Origin of the sequence: Pseudotabrizicola sp. (assembly GCF_030656345.1) — a bacterium.
Lineage (GTDB): Bacteria > Pseudomonadota > Alphaproteobacteria > Rhodobacterales > Rhodobacteraceae > Pseudotabrizicola.
Map to the genome: position 1 here is coordinate 42,460 of NZ_JAUSNR010000036.1, position 16,761 is coordinate 59,220.

Here is a 16,761-nt window from a genome sequence, read left to right on the forward strand (position 1 = left end):
TGGGTCTTACATTGCGGTGGCCCTGACCCTACCTTTACGGGCAGGAGACACCGCAATGCATCATTTTTCCCTACTCGATCTTTCCCCCGTGCCCGAAGGCAGCAGCACAGCTGATGCGCTGGCCAATACGGTTGCCCTTGCGCAACTGGCCGAAGCATCAGGTTATCACCGCTTCTGGCTGGCCGAGCATCACAACATGCCCGGTATCGCCAGTGCCGCCACCGCCATTGTGATCGGCCATGTGGCGGGGGCGACGAAAACCATCCGGCTGGGTGCCGGGGGCATCATGCTGCCCAACCACGCGCCGCTGATCGTGGCTGAACAGTTCGGCACGCTGGAAACCCTGTATCCGGGGCGGATTGATCTGGGGCTTGGCCGTGCGCCCGGCACCGATATGGCCACGGCACGAGCGTTGCGCCGGCATATGGCCCCGGACGACAGCTTTCCGCAGGATGTGGTGGAGCTGATCAATTATTTCGATCCCGCAGCCGAAGGGGCAGCCGTACGCGCCATCCCGGGTGAGGGTACGCAGGTGCCGGTCTGGATTCTGGGCAGCAGCCTGTATGGCGCGCAACTGGCGGCCTATCTGGGGCTACCTTACGCCTTTGCCTCGCATTTCGCCCCCGCGATGCTGGAGGATGCCTTGGCCACCTATCGCGCCACCTTCCACCCGTCACGCTTTCTGGCGCAGCCCTATGCGATGATGGCGGCGGGGGTCTGTGCGGCGGATACCGACGCCGAAGCGCAGTACCTGCGCACGTCGCAGATGCTGGCCTTTGCCCGGCTGCGCACCGGCAATCCCGGCAAACTGCCGCGCCCGGTGCATGATGTTGAAGCGCAGATCCCGCCGCACGTTCGGGCGGGGGTGGATGCCGCGCTGTCAGTAGCGGCGGTGGGGTCTCGCGCGACCGTGCGGCGCGAGATGGCGGCGATGATTGACCGCTATCAGCCCGATGAGCTGATGGTGACCGGCATGATTCATGACCACGCCGCACGCCTGAAATCATTTGCGATTGCGGCAGAGGTACTGGCCGAACTGTCGCAGGCCAAGGCGGCCTGAGGCGGATCAGGCCGTTGGCCCGAAGCTTTCGACGAAATCGACCATGCGCGGCAGGCAGATGCTGCGCAGGTCATATCTTTCCTGCGCCGTTGCCCGTGCGGTGCGGCGCAGGGGGGCATATTTTTCGGGTTGGGCCAGGGTGTCGATCAGCGACTGCGCCCACGCCTTCACATCGAAGAAATCGACCAGCAACCCGTTTTCGCCCTGGCGGATCACCTCGGCCACCGGGGCGGTGTCTGAGCCGACCACCAAACAGCCCGCCGCCATCGCCTCCAGCATCGACCATGACAGCACGAAGGGGTAGGTCAGATAGGCATGCACCCGGCTGATCTGCAGGATGGTGACAAAGGCGGCATAGGGCACTTTGCCCATGAAATGCACCCGGTCCATCGGCAGCTGGTCCTGCACTTCGGACAGGATATGGTCTTTCCAGCCCTTTGCCCCCTTGGGCGGGCTGCCGTAGCTGACCTCATCCCCGCCGACGATGACGGCATGGGCATTGGGCCGGGCGCTCAGCACTTCAGGCAGCGCGCGCATGAAGCTGTGATAGCCGCGGTACGGTTCCAGATTGCGGTTCACGAAGGTCAGCACCTCATCGCCCGCCCGCAATTTGCGGCCATCGGGCAAGGTCAAACTGGCCTGTGGGTCAGGGTGCAGCGCGGTGCAATCCACCCCGTCATGGATCACCCGGATCATGCTGCGCAGCGGGGCGGGGTAGGTGCTGGCCTGCCATGCGGTTGGCGCAACCCCGGCATCGGCATGGATCAGCGCCTGCCCCAGATGCGCGGCGCGGCCCTGCGCGATCAAAATCTGGTCAAGGCCATAGGGCAGGAATTCCGGGTCATAGCCGACATCGGCCCCGACCCCGCGATAGTAGAATTCGGCATAGACGATCAGCTTTGCCTGCGGCCAGATTTCCTTGACAAACAAGGTTTCGCCCCAGCCGGAATGGCCGAAGATCACATCGGGATGATAGTCTTCCGCGTCGCGCAGTTGCGCGCAAGCGCGGGCGACGCTGACGCCCCGATCTGACATGATGGTATAATTCCGCCCCAACCGGGTTTGCGCAGGGTCTACCTTGGCCGGGGCGTGTTTGTAGCGCAGGGTGCGGATGGTGGATTTCCGGGTGTTTCCGGCATCGGTCAACGCCAGCACATCATGGCCACGCGCCGCCAGTTCCGGGGCCAGATGCAGGAACTGGCCCGGGAAATTCTGATGCAGGAACAGAATCCTCATGCCCCGGCCTGCGACGCTTCCCCCGGCGGTTTGCCAAAGGCGGCCAGCATCAGGGCGCGGGTGTAGTCCGATTGCGGCGCATCGAACACAGCGCGGGCATCGCCCGATTCCACCACATCGCCCGCTTTCATCACCATAACCTTATGCGAGAGCGCCCGCACCACGCGCAGATCGTGGCTGATGAAGATATAGGCCAGCCCCCATTTGCGCTGCAGATCGCGCAGCAGATCGACGATCTGAACCTGCACCGTCATATCCAGCGCCGATGTGGGTTCATCCAGCACCACCAGCTTTGGCCGCAAAATCATGGCGCGGGCGATGGCGATACGCTGGCGCTGACCGCCGGAGAATTCATGTGGGTAGCGGGCCATGGTGGCGGGGTCCAACCCCACCTCTGCCATGATGGCCGCGACCTTTTCGCGCGAGGTGGCGGGGGTATCTGTGCCGTACAGCGCCAGCCCTTCAGATATGATCTGTTCCGCTGTCATGCGCGGCGACAGGCTGCCGAACGGGTCCTGAAACACCACCTGCATATCCCGGCGCACCGGACGCAGGGCAGAGCCTGACAACGCCGAAATGTCGCGGCCCAAAATCACCACCGGCCCGGTCGATGGCACCAGCCGCAGGATGGCCAGCGCCAGCGTGGTCTTGCCGGACCCGCTTTCGCCGACAATGCCCAGCGTCTCGCCCGCGCGGACTGACAGCGTGGCATCGTTCACCGCCTTTACATGGCCCACGGTCTTGCGCAGGAAACCGGCTGTGATCGGGAACCAGACCCGCAGGGATTTGGTGCTGACCACTTCTGGCGTATCTGCCGGTACAGGGTCAGGCAGGCCAGTCGGCTCTGCCGCCAGCAGTTTTCGGGTGTAGGGGTGCTGCGGGTTGGCGAAAATCTCGGCCGTCGGCCCCTGTTCGACAATCTCGCCGCCCTGCATCACGCAGACCCGGTCGGCGATGCGGCGCACGATGCCAAGATCATGGGTGATGAACAACATGCTGAGGCCCTCGGACCGTTTCAGATCAGCCAGCAGGTCCAGGATTTGCGCCTGAATGGTGACATCCAGCGCGGTGGTAGGTTCATCGGCGATCAGCAGGTCCGGCCCGTTGGCCAGCGCCATGGCGATCATCACCCGTTGCCGCTGCCCGCCAGACAGTTGGTGCGGATAGGCCCCGAGACGGCTTTCGGCGTCGCGGATGCCAACCTTGTTCATCAGATCCAGAATCCGGTCGCGCGCCGCCGGCCCCGCCAGACCCTGATGCAGGGCAAGGCTTTCGCCCAATTGCCGTTCGATGGTGTGCAACGGGTTCAGGCTGGTCATCGGTTCCTGAAAGATGAAACTGATGTCATTGCCGCGCACCCGGCGCAGATCGGATTCTGACGCGCCGACCATCTGCGCGCCCTGATAGGTGACCGACCCGCTGACGATGGCGTTGTCGCCCAGCAGCCCCACAGTCGACAGCGCCGTGACCGACTTGCCGGAACCTGATTCGCCCACCAGCGCCACGGTTTCGCCGTTGCCCACGGTGAAGGTCACGCCCTTGACCGCGTCAATCACCCGTCCGTCCTGACGGAAGCTGATCTTCAGATCCTTGACCGCAAGCACGCTCATTGAAAGGTCTTTCGCGGGTCAAAGGCATCGCGGACGCCCTCAAAAATGAAGACCAGCAGCGACAGCATGATGGCAAAGGTGAAGAACGCGGTAAAGGCGAGCCAGGGGGCCTGCAGGTTCTGCTTGGCCTGTTGCGTCATCTCACCCAAGGAGGGGGAGGAAGACGGCAAGCCGAAGCCCAGGAAATCGAGCGCGGTCAGCGCGCCAATGGCGCCGGTCAGGATGAAGGGCAGCAGGGTCAGCGTGGCCACCATGGCGTTGGGCAGCACATGGCGGAACATGATCACCCGGTCGGGGACGCCCAGCGCGCGGGCAGCGCGGACATATTCGAAATTGCGCGCCCGCAGGAATTCGGCCCGCACCACACCCACCAGCCCGGTCCAGCCGAACAGCACCATCAGAAACACCAGTATCCAGAAATTCATGGTGAAAATGGCCGCCACGATGATGATGACATAAAGCGTGGGGGTGGCCCCCCAGATTTCGATAACGCGCTGAAAGATCAGGTCGGTCAGGCCGCCGAAATATCCCTGCACCGCCCCGGCGGCGATGCCGATCACAGAAGTCAGCACGGTGACGATCAGCGCAAAGCTGACTGACAGGCGGAAGCCATAGATCACCCGGGCCAACACATCACGGGCGGTGTCATCGGTGCCCAGCCAGTGCTGCGCATCGGGGGCGGACGGGGCGGCTTTGCCAATATCATTGATGGTGTTGTAGCTGTAGGGCACCGGAGCCCAGAGAATGCGGCCGGTCTGGACCGGCTCGCCTGCGGCGGTGCCGTTCGCGGTGGCCTCGGCCAGAATGCCCTCGGGATCGTCCCAGCAGGCCTCGGACCCGGCGGCCATGATCAGGCAGCGCACCTCGACATCCTTGTACTTCGCCTCGGTCTGGAAATCGCCGCCAAAGGCGGTTTCGGGGTAGAAGCGGGCGACAGGTGCGTGCCATTCGCCCCGGAACTGCACCAGCAGCGGTTTGTCATTGGCGACCAGCTCGGCACACAGCGAGACGCCGTAAAGGATCGAGAACAGGATCAGCGACCACCACGCGCGGCGGTTGGCCTTGAAGTTGCGCCAGCGGCGCTGGTTCAGCGGGGACAGGGCCATGTCAGCCCCTCCGCTCGAAATCAATGCGCGGATCGACCCAGACATACATCAGGTCAGACAGGATGCCGACCACCAGACCGATCAGGCCAAAGAAGAACAGCGTGCCGAAGATCACCGGATAATCGCGTTCGACCGCTGCGCGGAAGCCAAGCTGGCCAAGCCCGTCGAGGCTGAAAATCGTCTCGATGATCAGGCTGGAACCGAAGAACACCGACAGGAACAGTGCCGGAAACCCCGCGATCACGATCAGCATGGCGTTGCGGAACACATGGCCATACAGCACGCGGCTTTCCGACAGGCCCTTGGCGCGGGCGGTCATCACGTATTGCTTTTTGATCTCGTCCAGAAAGCTGTTCTTGGTCAGCAGGGTCAGCGTGGCGAAACTGGCGATGGTCGAGGCGATCACCGGCAGAGTGATGTGCCACAGGTAATCCAGCACCTTGCCGATCATCGACAGCTGATCAAAATTGTCGGATGTCAGGCCGCGCAGCGGGAACCAGCGAAAATAGCTGCCGCCTGCGAACAGCACTAAGAGCAGGATGGCGAACAAAAAGCCGGGGATGGCATAGGCCGCAATGATCACCCCGCTGGTCCAGGTGTCGAACCGTGATCCGTCACGCACCGCCTTGCGGATGCCCAGCGGGATCGAAATGGCATAGGCAATCAGCGTCGACCACAGGCCCAGCGTCAGCGAGACGGGCAGCTTTTCCCAAACCAGTTCCAGCACGCCGATCGACCGGAAGTGGCTTTCGCCAAAGTCGAACCGCATGTAATTCCACATCATGATGAAAAAGCGTTCCCATGCCGGGATGGCTTCTTTCACACATTCGGTGGCGCGGGCAGAGGGTCTGCCGGTAAAGTCGGGTGCGCAGACAAAGCGGGCAAAGCCGAACTGTACTTCCAGCTCGGCCAGAAAACCGGGGTCAAGGCCTTGGGCACCGACATAACCAGAATCGTTGCCCTGCTGGCCGATACCGGCATCCCCGGCCCCGCTGATTGCCTGAATGGAATCGCCACCGCCGTCGATGCGGGCAAGCACCTGTTCAATCGGCCCGCCGGGGACGAACTGGGTCAGAGCAAAGTTGATGATCATGATCCCGATCAGCGTCGGGATGATCAGTAAGATCCGCCGGAGGATATAGGCGCCCATGTGGCCTGCCTGCCTGTTGTTTTTGTTATCGCAGAACGCCGGCTGCCCGAAGCGCCTCTGCCTTTTCTGCGTTGTACCACCAGAAATCGAGTTCGCCCAGAGCATAGGGCGGCAGGGTTTCCGGGTGCTCAAACATGTTGTAATAGGCAACCGTATGGGCGTCCTTGTACCACTGCGGCACCCAGAACCGTTCGGCCCGCAGCACCCGGTCCAGCGCATGGGTGGCGACCGTCAGATCATCCAGCGACTCCGAGGCCATGACCACGTCAATCAGCCTGTCAACGGCGGGGCTTTTCAGGCCCATGATGTTGAAGGCCGAGACATCGGCGGTGTCCGACCCGTAGAACTGCTTGAGTTCCGAGCCCGAAATGTAACTGGACCGGGCATTTCCGGTGATCATGTCGAAGCTATAGGACGGCGGGCGCGTCCGCGATTCCATCTGGGCATTGTCGACCCGGGTCAGCCTGGCATCGATGCCCAGCGCCTTCAGGTTTTCGATATAGGGGTTCATGATGCGGTCAAAGCTGGGGCTGTCGTTCAGCATTTCGACCGACAGCACCTGCCCCGCGGCGTTGCGGCGCATGCCGTCGCTGCCCACGGTCCAGCCCGCCTCATCCAGCAGGGCGCTGGCGCGGCGCAGGTTGGCGCGGTCCAGCTGCCGCTCACCCGAGGTGGCGGCCATGACCGGCTCTTCGGTCAGGATGGTGTCGGGCAGCAGCCCTTCGTCCACCAATGGCTGCAGGATGGCGGCCTCGGCCGGGGTGGGGGTTCCTGTCGCCTCCAGCCACGTGTTTTCCCAGATGGAATTGATGCGGGCGTAAAGGCCGTAGAACAGGGTGGCGTTTGACCATTCGTAATTGAACATCAGCCCGATGGCTTCGCGCACGCGCGGGTCCTGAAACTTTTCGCGCCGCAGGTTGAACAGGAAGGCCTGACCCGAAGCCTTGCTGCCATCAGGGATTTCCGCCTTGATGATCTGGCCATTCGCAACTTCGGGGAAATCAAAGCCGGTGGCCCATTTGATCGAGCTGGCTTCATTGCGGAAGGTGTAGTTTCCGGCCTTGAACCCTTCGAAAGCGGCGTCGTAGTCGGAGTAGTATTCGATGCGGATGGTGTCGAAGTTGCTGCGACCCTTGTTCAGCGGCAGGTCAGCACCCCAATAGTCGGGGTTGCGCACCCAGGCGACCGATTTGCCCACATCAATGCGGCCCGGCACATAGGGGCCGCTGCCCAGCATCGGGGTCATCGTGCTTTCTTCCAGGTCCAGCGCATTCGCCTCGTAATGCGCTTTGGAAATCACCGGCAGGCCGCCCATGCTGGCGGGCAGATCGCGGTAGGGCACGCCCTCTTTGAAGGTGAATTTGATGCGGTGCGGGTCCAGCACCTCGACCGTTTCGACCTGCGTGGCCAGAACGGTGCGAAAATCGGTCAGGCCTTTGGCCAGAAAGGTTTCATAGGTGAACATCACATCTTCGGCGGTCAGTGGCGTGCCGTCAGAAAACGTCACCTCGGGGCGCAGGTTAAAGATCACCCAAGCCCGGTCTTCAGGGTATTCCAGCGTGGTGCACAACAGGCAATAGGCTGCGCCGATTTCATCTGCGGTGCCTGTCAGGATCGATTCGTAAGGGGCCGAGGACAGGCCCGCCGCACGACCTTTGACGGAATAAGGGTTCATGCTGTCGAATCCGCCAAACGCCCAGATCGAGATCTCGCCACCCTTGGGGGCTTCTGGGTTGACGTAGGGCAGATGGGAGAAGTCGGCGGGCAGCTGCAATTCGCCAAAGGTGGAAATGCCGTGCGCGGTGATCACCGTTTCCTGCGCCCAGACCGGAGCCGACGCGATCAGAGCCACACCCAGTGCTGCGCATGTGCCATATGTCTGTGCCATCTGACCTTCCCCTTATCTGTCATCGCCGCTTTGATGCGGCTTTGATTCATTAGGGGAAGTAAAGCGCGGATTGTCGATGGCTCAAGTGGCGATTGCGTGATCAGCGCAAGAATTCAAAACGGCCGCCCCTTGCAGAGCGGCCGTTGCCGTGGATTCGGGCTTTCAGGCCATGACTCTGGCCCGGTTCAGGTGCCAGATCAGTTGATGGTGCCCAGATAGGCGATCAGATTGGCGCGTTCGTCGCTGCGGGGCAGACCGGCAAAGGCCATCTTGGTGCCCGGCGCATAGCCGCGCGGGTTTTGCAGGAAGGCGTACAGGTTTTCCGGTGTCCACGTCTCGCCAGCCATGCCCATGAGCGTGGCAGAATAGGCGTAGCCGTCAGACGCCGCTTTGGCCTTGTCGACGATGCCGTCCAAATGCGGGCCAACGCCATCGGCACCATCCAGCCTGTGACAGGCGCGGCATTTTGCGAACACGGCTTCACCCGCGCCAGCATCAGCGGCGGCAAAGATTGCCTCAAAGTCGGGGGCCTCTGCCACTTCGGCCGGGGCATCGGATACGCCGGTGTCGATCACATAGGCTTGTTCATGGCCTTCACCATGGCCGCCGCCGGTTGTGTACAGCGCGCTGGCTGCCCAGCCGCCCAGCAAAAACACCAGAAGCGAGCCGCAGACCGCCCCCAACACCTTGGTCATCGTCATCGTGTCGAACATGTCGCGCTTTCCCTTGGCATCTCTTTGCAGGGCTTCTACCCGCTTCCCTATACATGTTTCAAGGTGTAGGTGCGCGACCTAATGCCCCTTTTTGTCCACGTTTATCTATCGGAGCCCGAAACATGACCGGTCGCATCGCATTTCAGGGCGAACTTGGGGCCTATTCGCATCAGGCCTGCCAGCAGGCCCGACCCGGCATGGAGGTCGTGCCCTGCACCACATTCGAGGATGTGGTCGAGATGACCCGATCGGGCGCGGTCGATCTGGGGATGCTGGCGGTCGAGAATTCGACCTATGGCCGGGTGGCCGATGTGCACAGCCTACTGCCGAAATCGGGGCTGCATATCGTGGATGAGGCGTTTGTGCGGGTGCATGTCAACCTGCTGGGCGTGCAGGGCGCCGAGCTTGCCGATGTGCGCGAAGCGCATGGCCATGTGGTGATCCTGCCGCAATGCGCGCAGTTTCTGCGCAGCCATGGCATTGTGGGCCGTGTCAGTTCCGACAATGCCCGCGCCGCGCGCGAGGTGGCCGAAACCGGCGACAAGACGCGTGCAGCACTGGCGAGTGAGCTGGCTGCGCAGATCTACGGGCTGAAAGTGCTGGCCCCGCAGATCGAGGATCAGAAGAACAACACCACCCGCTTTCTGGTCATGAGCCGTGACGCCGATCACAGCCGCCGCGCGCCGCAGATGGTCACCACCTTTACCTTTCAGGTCCGCAACATTCCGGCGGCGCTGTACAAGGCGCTTGGCGGCTTTGCGACCAATGGCATCAACATGACCAAGCTGGAAAGCTATATGGTCGGCGGCAGCTTCATCGCGACCGAGTTCTATGCCGATATCGAGGGCCACCCGGAAGATGAAAACGTGGCACTTGCGCTGGAAGAATTACGGTATTTCACAAACAATATCAATATTATGGGCGTTTATCCATCAGACCGCGCGCGCGGCTGACGCCGCCGCAGCCGCCGCGCGTTCAGCGCGGTCGCGATGCGGCAAAGCGGCTTTCCATCTCGGTCGACAGCTGTTCCATCCGATTGTTCAGCTTGGTCTGAACCCTGCCCTTGGCAAGCTTCATAGACTGCAGGAACAACCGCGCCGCAAGGGTGAGCGGCCGGACGTCGGTGTGCAGCACCATACGGGTGCGTTTGGGCGACAGCGCCAGCAGGTCGACCGACAGATCTGCCTCAAGCATGCGGCCCGCGCCGGAAAAAGCCAGCTTCGCCCCGGGTTCCTGCCCGGTCAGGCGGATATCAACCTCGCGTTGTTTTCCGCGAAACCGGAACACCACATGCCAGCCCATGCCCACGCCGGGCGCGCGCAGCTTGTCGGTGCGGTTAACGTCGGCCCCGCGCCGCATCGCCGCGCGCTCCCACGCCTCAAGATCGGACAGCGCGGCATAGACAAAGTCGATCGGGGCCTCAATGTCGGTTCTTGATGAAAAATGCATGCTGCTGTCCCTGTCTGTCTGGTGGGCCGGGCGGGTTTGACTCCGCGACCCGCTCGGGCTGTTTTCGCCCGTTTGGGTGAATCTGAAGTCAATCCAGCCGGTCTGCAAGCCAGTTCTGAATCAGGAAATGGGCAATCGCGCCCTTTCGGGCCGGCTTAATCAGCGGGTGGGTGCTAGCCATCACCGAAACCATGTCTTCGCGCGTGACCCACAGGGCGTGTTCAATCTCATTGGGGTCAAGCGTGATGGCATCCGTCACCGCCACGGCCGCGCAGCCCAGCATCAGACTGGCGGGAAACGGCCAGGGCTGGCTGGACAGGTAACGCACGGCCCCCAGCCGGATGCCTGCCTCTTCAAACACCTCACGCCGGACGGCAGCCTCGACCGTTTCGCCGGGTTCGACAAAGCCGGCCAGACAGGAATACATGCCTTCGGGCCAGCCGGGGCTGCGGCCCAGCAGCGCGCGGTTGCCATGGGTGACCAGCATGATCACCACCGGGTCGGTGCGCGGGAAATGCTGCGCGCCACAGGCGGGACAGTTGCGTTGCCAGCCCGCCATGGCCGGAGTCGAGGCCGCACCGCATACGGCACAAAAACCGTGGCTGCGGTGCCATTGCAGAACCGCCTTGGCGGTCGCCACCAGCTCTGCCTCGCGCGCGGCCAGACTCAGCATGGTGGCGCGCAGTTCGGCAAAGGCAAAGCTGTCGGGCAAGGCCGGGTGATGCTGTTCACTGGTGTCCAGAAAGCCCGCCTGCACCGCCTCGGCCCCCGCATCGGGCTGCCAGCCGGTGATATCGGCGGCAAAGCAGGGCCGGTCGCCGTCAAAACCCAGAAACACCCGCACCCCGGCATGGTGCAGCACCACAGAATCGGATGTAACCCAGCCAAGACCGCCCGCCTGCACAAGCGGCTTGCCGCGCCAGATGGGAAGCACCCACCCCCGCGCCAGCAGATCGGCCTGCGCCTGTGCGTCGCTGCGCAACTCTGCAGCACGATTCAGGCCCGAGCCGCCAAATGTCACCGTTTCCGCAAGCTGCATCGTGTTTTCCCGTCCTGCCGCGCCTTGCCGTGATGCCATGACATGACGGGCGCGTAAATCAGGGGTGGTGGGTTATTGTTAAATTGCAACGCAAGAATGTGTAGTTGTGGGGCAGATGTCTTTTTTCTACCCCCACCACTTTCCTTCGGTCTATCCAGATCTAGCATTGGGGACCGGGACTTCCGCCCCAAAACCTGAAATCTTATACGAGTATGACAGCCGACTTAACGAGTGCCGTCTTTTTTGCGGATAACCAACCCAGCGCCGGGACAGCGAAGGTTCTTCTCCGGCTCATGGCGACCAGCGATCTGCACATGCATTTGTCGGGTCACGACTATCACGCCGATTCCCCCTGTGTGCTCAAAGGGCTGTGTCTGACCGCATCGCTGATCACGCAGGCCAGAGCCGAGGTTGCGGGTTCGATTCTGTTGGACAATGGCGATTTTCTGCAGGGCAGTCCGCTGGGGGATTACGTGGCGCGGGTCGGTTTGCGGCCCCACCCGATGATCCACGCGATGGCACATCTGGGCTATGATGCGGTAAACCTTGGAAATCATGAATTCTCGCATGGAACCGCCACACTGGCCGCAGCGCTGGCCGAGGCACCCTTTCCGATTCTGTCCGCCAACACCCTGCCGCGGATGGCCAATCCGGTTTCGCCGCTGATCCGGCCCTGGACGATGCTGGAGCGACAATTGACCGATCAGAACGGGCAGTCGCATCTGCTGCGGATCGGAGTCATCGGCGTGCTGCCGATGGAGACTGAAATCTGGGACCGGCAGGCGATTGCGGGACAGGTCAGGATGCGCCCGATGACCGAGACGGTGGCCCGCCACATTCCGGATCTGCAAGCAGCCGGAGCCGATGTAATCGTGGTACTGGCCCATTGCGGGGCGTTGACCGCCGTGACTGGCAGCGGCCCGCCAGAGGGCGCGCTGGATATCGCCGCGCTTGACGGGGTGGATGCGGTTGTCATGGGCCATGTTCATATGGTGTTTCCCGGCCCTGGGCTGGCACCGACGCCCGGCCTCGATGCCAGTGCCGGCACCCTGCATGGCAAACCCGCTGTGATGCCGGGTTTTTTCGGCTCGCATCTGGGGGTGATTGATCTTGACCTGATCCGCGACGGCACGATCTGGCGGGTGGCAAGCCACCGGGTCGCAGCGCGCCCGATCTCTGGCCGTGGTGCAGATGGTGCCCCGGTCGGGCTGGTTGCCCCGGATGAGACCCTGACGGCGCTGATCCGCCCCGCGCACGAGGCGACGCGCACCTGGGCGCGCAAGCCGGTGGGCCATACCCCGCGGGCGATCCACAGCTTTTTTGCGCTGGCCACCGATTGCTCGTCAGTGCAGATCATCAATCAGGCCCAGATCCGCTATGTGACAAAACGGCTGGCGGGCGGGCCGCTGGCGCATCTGCCGGTTCTGTCGGCCACCGCTCCGTTCCGGGCTGGCGGCGTTGGCGGGCCGGAAAATTACACCTATATCCCGCCGGGGGATATCCTGCTGCGCCATGCGGCTGATCTGTACATGCACCCCAACACCATCATGGCCCTGCAGATCACCGGGGCGGGTCTGCGCACCTGGCTGGAATATGCAGCGCGCGGATATTTGCAGGTCGTGCCCGGTCTGGCGGATCAGCCCCTGATCGGAGCAGATCTGCCGTCCTTTGTCTATGACACGATCTTTGGACTGACTTACGAGATCGACCTGTCCGCAAAGCCGGTGGACAAGGGCGGCCAGCGGATCCGCTCTTTGTGCTGGCAGGGCGCGCCACTGGATCCGGCGCAGGATTTCATCCTTGCCACAAACAGCTATCGCGGGTCGGGCAACGGCGGCTACACCAAATGCGAAAACACCCGTGTCGTTCTGGACGAACAGATCGCAAACCGTGACATCCTGATCGCCCATATCAGCCGCACGCTATCCGCTGGCGGGTCGGCGCAAGGATCTGACTGCCCCGGCTGGCGGTTCCGGCCGTTGCCCGGAACCTCGGTCATCTTTGACACCAGCCCACTGGCCGGTCAGCATCTGTCCGATCAGCCGCATCTGGCGCTGACGCCCATGTGCCGCACGCAAGACGGGTTCCTGCGGCTGAGGCTGACGCTATAGGCGGCAAGGGTGCCTTTCTCATCCGATGGCAATCTGCTACCCCGGCCCGGACCGGGACCAAATGTCCCTGCTGCGAAAGGAATGATCCGTGTTTGATGCCGTGTTCTTCGACCTTGACGGAACGCTGGTCGACAGTGAGCGTCTGACTGTACAGACCGGAACCGCTGCCTTTGCGGCGCAGGGTCATCATGATGTCGAAGACCTGTTGCACAGTCTGGTCGGAGTCGATCAGGTGACATCGGCCGGCATGATCCTGTCGCGGTTTCCGGGGCTGGATCTGGACGCCCTCACCGCCACCTGGCAGACCGCGTTTCTGGCGGCACAGGCGGTGGATCTGCTGCTGAAACCTGGCGCATCGCAGATTGTGCACGGACTGCGCGACAGCCATGCGCTGGCGCTGGTCACGTCATCGCGCCGCGATCCGGCAGAGGTGCGGCTGGTGCAGGCCGGGCTGCGACCGGCCTTTCGCGCAGTGATCACCCGTGATGACGTGACCGCGCCAAAGCCGCATCCCGAACCCTACCTGTTGGCCGCTGCCACTTTGGGTGTCGACCCTGCCCGCTGTCTGGTGTTCGAAGACAGCGAACCGGGGGCAGAGGCGGCCTTTGCTGCGGGCATGACCGTGGTTCAGGTGCCTGACATCATCCCCGCCTCGGGCCGGTTTGCCCACCACGTGGCCCGCAGCCTGACCGACGGTGCCCGCTGGGCCGGGATTTGGGCCTGACAGAACAGGCGATCCGGCAGCGCCTGATTCCGGGGGCTTGCAAACCCTGCCGCCCTGCCCTATCTGACGCGGTGAGAGGTTGGCGCGGGCGAGCGCCTCGCCAACCCGGTCAGGTCCGGAAGGAAGCAGCCGTAACGAGCCCCGCTTGGGTCGTTGTCCAGCCTCTCACCCAACCACCCCTCGTATTGATTTTGCTGAAAACCCCTTTGAACTCAGGGGTATTTCTGTAATCGTATCAGGTGTCGGGCTGGGCCGCTGACGGTCGGGGCGGGCGGTTTCAGGTGAACGATCTGGGTGCAGACTGAAACAAGGCCGAACAAAGGCGAAATACCTGTTTCATTTCCTGTGAGCGCCACAATTTCTTCCAAATTTGGCTAGATTGTTGACCCTGACGCAACCTGGCGGGGTGGGGCTGTGACCGGATCTTCTTTTGGCAGAATTGCTCAACTGCTGTACAAAAACGAGCAACCGTTTGATTTCACGCAGCTGGCCACGGATCTGCATCGGTCGCTGTCGCGGCTGGATGACACCGGCCTGCCGCTCGGCTGGGAGGGTGACGGTCTTGCATATATCGACCTGTCCGCTGTCAGGATTGTGTTGGGAATCGCGCATCACCCGGGCAGCGGCCATTCGGCCTGCCTGACAGTCGCCGTGGAGCCTTCAGCCGACGGATCACACGCTGCCGCCAGCGCAGGTTTCGAAGAAACCTGCGTGAGTCTGGTCGATTACCTGCATCGCAGCTACCCTGCGGTGACGATCCTGTGGCATCAGGTACATGAGCCGTTGACGAGTGCTTTGCACGACCGTCTGGTCGCGGCTTTGCCGCTGCTGGCGCACAGGCCCATCGGTCCGGCACAGGATGACATCTTAGGGACAGATGCAGAGTATCGGCGCACGCGACACAGCGAGGGCTTCGGGCCACTTGCTCGCCCCTCTTCTGAGCCTGAGTCCGCTGCTTCGTTCGGACCAGAGGCAAAATGCGCAAAGCGGATCACCCCGAAAACTATGGCAAGATCCGCAAGTGCCCGTGCGCGGGCGCGGGCTGTCACAGCCCGCTCGCGGGGCAGAACCCATTTTACCGCGCCAGCAAGGGGTGATGCGCTGATCCCCCTGATCGCGGCTGACGGTTCCCCGCATCCTGGCAAATTCAACTTCGAATTCGCCCGTGTCCGCGGCGCGTTCAACCAGATGGAGCCCGAACCGCCGGTTCGGCATCTGCGCGCGCCGATGCGGATCACCACCCATGTGCTGAATGCGTCATTGATTCTGGTCTGGCCTCCCCTCGGGGCTGCTGTGATGGCGCATTCGGTGATCCGGCGCGAAAGCACGCGGTTTTCAGGTTATATCGTCGTGCTCACCGGCCTGTTCGGGGTCGCACCCGACAGCACCGTCGGCCAATACCTGGCAACGATCGCGGGTGTCTGAATCTGTTCAGGCCGGCCCTGGGTCAGACCTGAAAGATAAGCATGCTTGGCTCAGGCAAGCGGGGGCGGGATGATTGGTCGCGGTCAAGGCTATTGATCAGGGCGCTTGATTGCCTATATCGAGGCGATCTTCAGGAGACTGCGATGCAAGACGACCAGCGCCATAGAAAACCTGCGATGCTGAATGGCCTGAGGCAGCGCTGCCCGAATTGTGGTGAGGGGCGGTTGTTCACCAGCTATCTGAAGGTTGCCCCGGCCTGTGAGGCCTGTGGCCAGAGCTTTACCCAGCAAAAGGCCGATGATGGCCCGGCCTATTTCACCATTCTTGTGATGTGCCATATTGCCGGATTCATGCTGCACTTCATGATTGTCTACAGCAGCCTCGGCCCGATGGCGACTGCCCTGACGATCAGCACGGTGGTGCTGGCGGGCAGTCTTCTGATGCTGCCCCGAGTCAAGGGGATCATGATCGGCTGGCAATGGGCTGACCGGCTGCATGGGTTCTGAGCGGCCCCGGCGGGTTATGGTGTGGCTTGCAAGGCATGCGCTTCCTTAGGGGAAATCGCTTATTTCCGCTGCACCCGCATATGCGCCTGAAGGGGTCGGCCCTCCGTCAATTTGTGCGTCGGCGTGACCTGAATGGTGCGGATGGCGCGGTTTACGGGGGGCAAAATGGCTCTGGCCGGTGCAAATTGGTTGACGCAGATGGCTGATGTCTTACCGACTGGTGCTGAGACGACGGCGTCATCGTGCTGCCGCACAGGGATCAGACCGCCACAAGCATCACAGACCAAAGGACCAGCATGAGCCGCGAAGACCAGCCACCCTCGGGCAGCCCCACGATCCGCACCATCGCCATGCCGGCTGATACCAACCCGTCAGGCGATATCTTCGGCGGCTGGTTGATGAGCCAGATGGACCTTGCCGCCGGAAGCGTGGCGGCGCTGACCTCGGGCAAGCGCAGTGCCACGGTGGCGGTGGACGCGATGATCTTTCACCGGCCGGTCAAGGTGGGGGATGAGGTGTCGATCTATGCCTCGCTGGTCCGGCAGGGGCGGACCTCGATGACGATCCATGTCGATACCTGGCGCCGCCCGCGCGCCACCCCTGTCAGCGAAAAGGTGACCGAGGCAAACTTCACCTTCGTCGCGCTGGATGATGAGGGCAGGCCGGTGCCGATCATCTCGGATGCCGGTGAGACGGCACCCTGACCAAAGGCCCCTGCCCATGGCACCCGGCCACGGGCCTGTT

Annotated in this window: 15 protein-coding genes and 1 other RNA gene; 8 read left to right on the forward strand and 8 right to left on the reverse strand. The window is 62.5% G+C overall.

Annotated features, from left to right (window positions below; all coding sequences use genetic code 11):
• Nucleotides 1–55: 55 nt before the first annotated feature.
• The gene (locus Q7J44_RS19205; RefSeq protein WP_304882720.1) at nucleotides 56–1,060 is read left to right on the forward strand and encodes an LLM class flavin-dependent oxidoreductase; all 1,005 of its coding nucleotides are present in this window, start codon (nucleotides 56–58) and stop codon (nucleotides 1,058–1,060) included.
• A gap of 6 nt (nucleotides 1,061–1,066) precedes the next feature.
• Here Q7J44_RS19205 and Q7J44_RS19210 read toward each other — a convergent pair whose 3' ends face one another.
• The 6 genes from Q7J44_RS19210 to Q7J44_RS19235 form a co-directional block, all read right to left on the reverse strand.
• The gene (locus tag Q7J44_RS19210; RefSeq protein ID WP_304882722.1) at nucleotides 1,067–2,296 is read right to left on the reverse strand and encodes a glycosyltransferase family 4 protein; all 1,230 of its coding nucleotides are present in this window, start codon (nucleotides 2,294–2,296) and stop codon (nucleotides 1,067–1,069) included.
• Entirely contained in the window at nucleotides 2,293–3,906 is a 1,614-nt protein-coding gene (locus tag Q7J44_RS19215; protein WP_304882724.1) for an ABC transporter ATP-binding protein, read from the reverse strand. Before Q7J44_RS19215 ends, Q7J44_RS19210 begins: the two co-directional genes overlap by 4 nt.
• Complete coding sequence (locus tag Q7J44_RS19220) at nucleotides 3,903–5,012, reverse strand: ABC transporter permease (RefSeq protein WP_304882726.1); 1,110 nt, start codon at nucleotides 5,010–5,012, stop codon at nucleotides 3,903–3,905. Before Q7J44_RS19220 ends, Q7J44_RS19215 begins: the two co-directional genes overlap by 4 nt.
• Nucleotide 5,013: 1 nt before the next feature.
• Complete coding sequence (locus Q7J44_RS19225) at nucleotides 5,014–6,162, reverse strand: microcin C ABC transporter permease YejB (RefSeq protein ID WP_304882728.1); 1,149 nt, start codon at nucleotides 6,160–6,162, stop codon at nucleotides 5,014–5,016.
• A gap of 25 nt (nucleotides 6,163–6,187) precedes the next feature.
• On the reverse strand, nucleotides 6,188–8,050 hold the full coding sequence (locus Q7J44_RS19230; protein ID WP_304882730.1) for an extracellular solute-binding protein: 1,863 nt from the start codon (nucleotides 8,048–8,050) through the stop codon (nucleotides 6,188–6,190).
• 197 nt (nucleotides 8,051–8,247) lie between these two features.
• Entirely contained in the window at nucleotides 8,248–8,763 is a 516-nt protein-coding gene (locus Q7J44_RS19235) for a cytochrome c family protein (RefSeq protein WP_304882732.1), read from the reverse strand.
• A 122-nt stretch (nucleotides 8,764–8,885) separates the two neighbouring features.
• Between Q7J44_RS19235 and Q7J44_RS19240 the strand changes: the two genes are divergently transcribed.
• Nucleotides 8,886–9,716, forward strand: a complete 831-nt coding sequence (locus Q7J44_RS19240; RefSeq protein WP_304882734.1) for a prephenate dehydratase — start codon at nucleotides 8,886–8,888, stop codon at nucleotides 9,714–9,716.
• Nucleotides 9,717–9,738: 22 nt separating this feature from the next.
• Here the strand turns inward: Q7J44_RS19240 and Q7J44_RS19245 are convergent, their stop codons facing one another.
• A complete protein-coding gene (locus Q7J44_RS19245) occupies nucleotides 9,739–10,212 on the reverse strand; it encodes an SRPBCC family protein (RefSeq protein ID WP_304882735.1) in 474 nt (157 codons plus the stop codon).
• Nucleotides 10,213–10,300: 88 nt separating this feature from the next.
• Nucleotides 10,301–11,251 (reverse strand): NAD(+) diphosphatase, encoded by a 951-nt coding sequence (gene nudC / locus Q7J44_RS19250; RefSeq protein WP_304882737.1) that lies wholly within the window; start codon nucleotides 11,249–11,251, stop codon nucleotides 10,301–10,303.
• Between the two features lie 212 nt (nucleotides 11,252–11,463).
• Here nudC and Q7J44_RS19255 point away from each other — a divergent pair, with 212 nt between their 5' ends.
• The 6 genes from Q7J44_RS19255 (at nucleotide 11,464) to Q7J44_RS19280 (ending at nucleotide 16,721) form a co-directional block, all read left to right on the forward strand.
• Nucleotides 11,464–13,362: a bifunctional 2',3'-cyclic-nucleotide 2'-phosphodiesterase/3'-nucleotidase gene (locus Q7J44_RS19255; RefSeq protein WP_304882739.1), complete on the forward strand. Its 1,899-nt coding sequence runs from the start codon at nucleotides 11,464–11,466 to the stop codon at nucleotides 13,360–13,362.
• An 88-nt stretch (nucleotides 13,363–13,450) separates the two neighbouring features.
• Nucleotides 13,451–14,086, forward strand: a complete 636-nt coding sequence (locus Q7J44_RS19260) for an HAD family phosphatase (protein WP_304882741.1) — start codon at nucleotides 13,451–13,453, stop codon at nucleotides 14,084–14,086.
• A gap of 72 nt (nucleotides 14,087–14,158) precedes the next feature.
• An RNA gene (gene ffs, locus Q7J44_RS19265) (signal recognition particle sRNA small type) lies at nucleotides 14,159–14,257 on the forward strand.
• 243 nt (nucleotides 14,258–14,500) lie between these two features.
• Entirely contained in the window at nucleotides 14,501–15,511 is a 1,011-nt protein-coding gene (locus tag Q7J44_RS19270; RefSeq protein WP_304882743.1) for a hypothetical protein, read from the forward strand.
• Between the two features lie 143 nt (nucleotides 15,512–15,654).
• Nucleotides 15,655–16,017: a DUF983 domain-containing protein gene (locus tag Q7J44_RS19275; RefSeq protein WP_304882744.1), complete on the forward strand. Its 363-nt coding sequence runs from the start codon at nucleotides 15,655–15,657 to the stop codon at nucleotides 16,015–16,017.
• A gap of 296 nt (nucleotides 16,018–16,313) precedes the next feature.
• Nucleotides 16,314–16,721: an acyl-CoA thioesterase gene (locus Q7J44_RS19280; RefSeq protein ID WP_304882745.1), complete on the forward strand. Its 408-nt coding sequence runs from the start codon at nucleotides 16,314–16,316 to the stop codon at nucleotides 16,719–16,721.
• Nucleotides 16,722–16,761: the final 40 nt, after the last annotated feature.

Excerpts from the sequence above, each read along its gene's own strand:
- Q7J44_RS19230 (WP_304882730.1), bottom strand. The coding sequence starts at position 8,050 with ATGGCACAGACATATGGCACATGCGCAGCACTGGGTGTGGCTCTGATC.
- Q7J44_RS19280 (WP_304882745.1), top strand. The coding sequence starts at position 16,314 with ATGAGCCGCGAAGACCAGCCACCCTCGGGCAGCCCCACGATCCGCACC.
- nudC (WP_304882737.1), bottom strand. The coding sequence starts at position 11,251 with ATGCAGCTTGCGGAAACGGTGACATTTGGCGGCTCGGGCCTGAATCGT.
- Q7J44_RS19275 (WP_304882744.1), top strand. The coding sequence starts at position 15,655 with ATGCAAGACGACCAGCGCCATAGAAAACCTGCGATGCTGAATGGCCTG.
- Q7J44_RS19215 (WP_304882724.1), bottom strand. The coding sequence starts at position 3,906 with ATGAGCGTGCTTGCGGTCAAGGATCTGAAGATCAGCTTCCGTCAGGAC.
- Q7J44_RS19225 (WP_304882728.1), bottom strand. The coding sequence starts at position 6,162 with ATGGGCGCCTATATCCTCCGGCGGATCTTACTGATCATCCCGACGCTG.
- Q7J44_RS19240 (WP_304882734.1), top strand. The coding sequence starts at position 8,886 with ATGACCGGTCGCATCGCATTTCAGGGCGAACTTGGGGCCTATTCGCAT.
- Q7J44_RS19210 (WP_304882722.1), bottom strand. The coding sequence starts at position 2,296 with ATGAGGATTCTGTTCCTGCATCAGAATTTCCCGGGCCAGTTCCTGCAT.
- Q7J44_RS19235 (WP_304882732.1), bottom strand. The coding sequence starts at position 8,763 with ATGTTCGACACGATGACGATGACCAAGGTGTTGGGGGCGGTCTGCGGC.
- Q7J44_RS19220 (WP_304882726.1), bottom strand. The coding sequence starts at position 5,012 with ATGGCCCTGTCCCCGCTGAACCAGCGCCGCTGGCGCAACTTCAAGGCC.
- Q7J44_RS19245 (WP_304882735.1), bottom strand. The coding sequence starts at position 10,212 with ATGCATTTTTCATCAAGAACCGACATTGAGGCCCCGATCGACTTTGTC.
- Q7J44_RS19255 (WP_304882739.1), top strand. The coding sequence starts at position 11,464 with ATGACAGCCGACTTAACGAGTGCCGTCTTTTTTGCGGATAACCAACCC.
- Q7J44_RS19205 (WP_304882720.1), top strand. The coding sequence starts at position 56 with ATGCATCATTTTTCCCTACTCGATCTTTCCCCCGTGCCCGAAGGCAGC.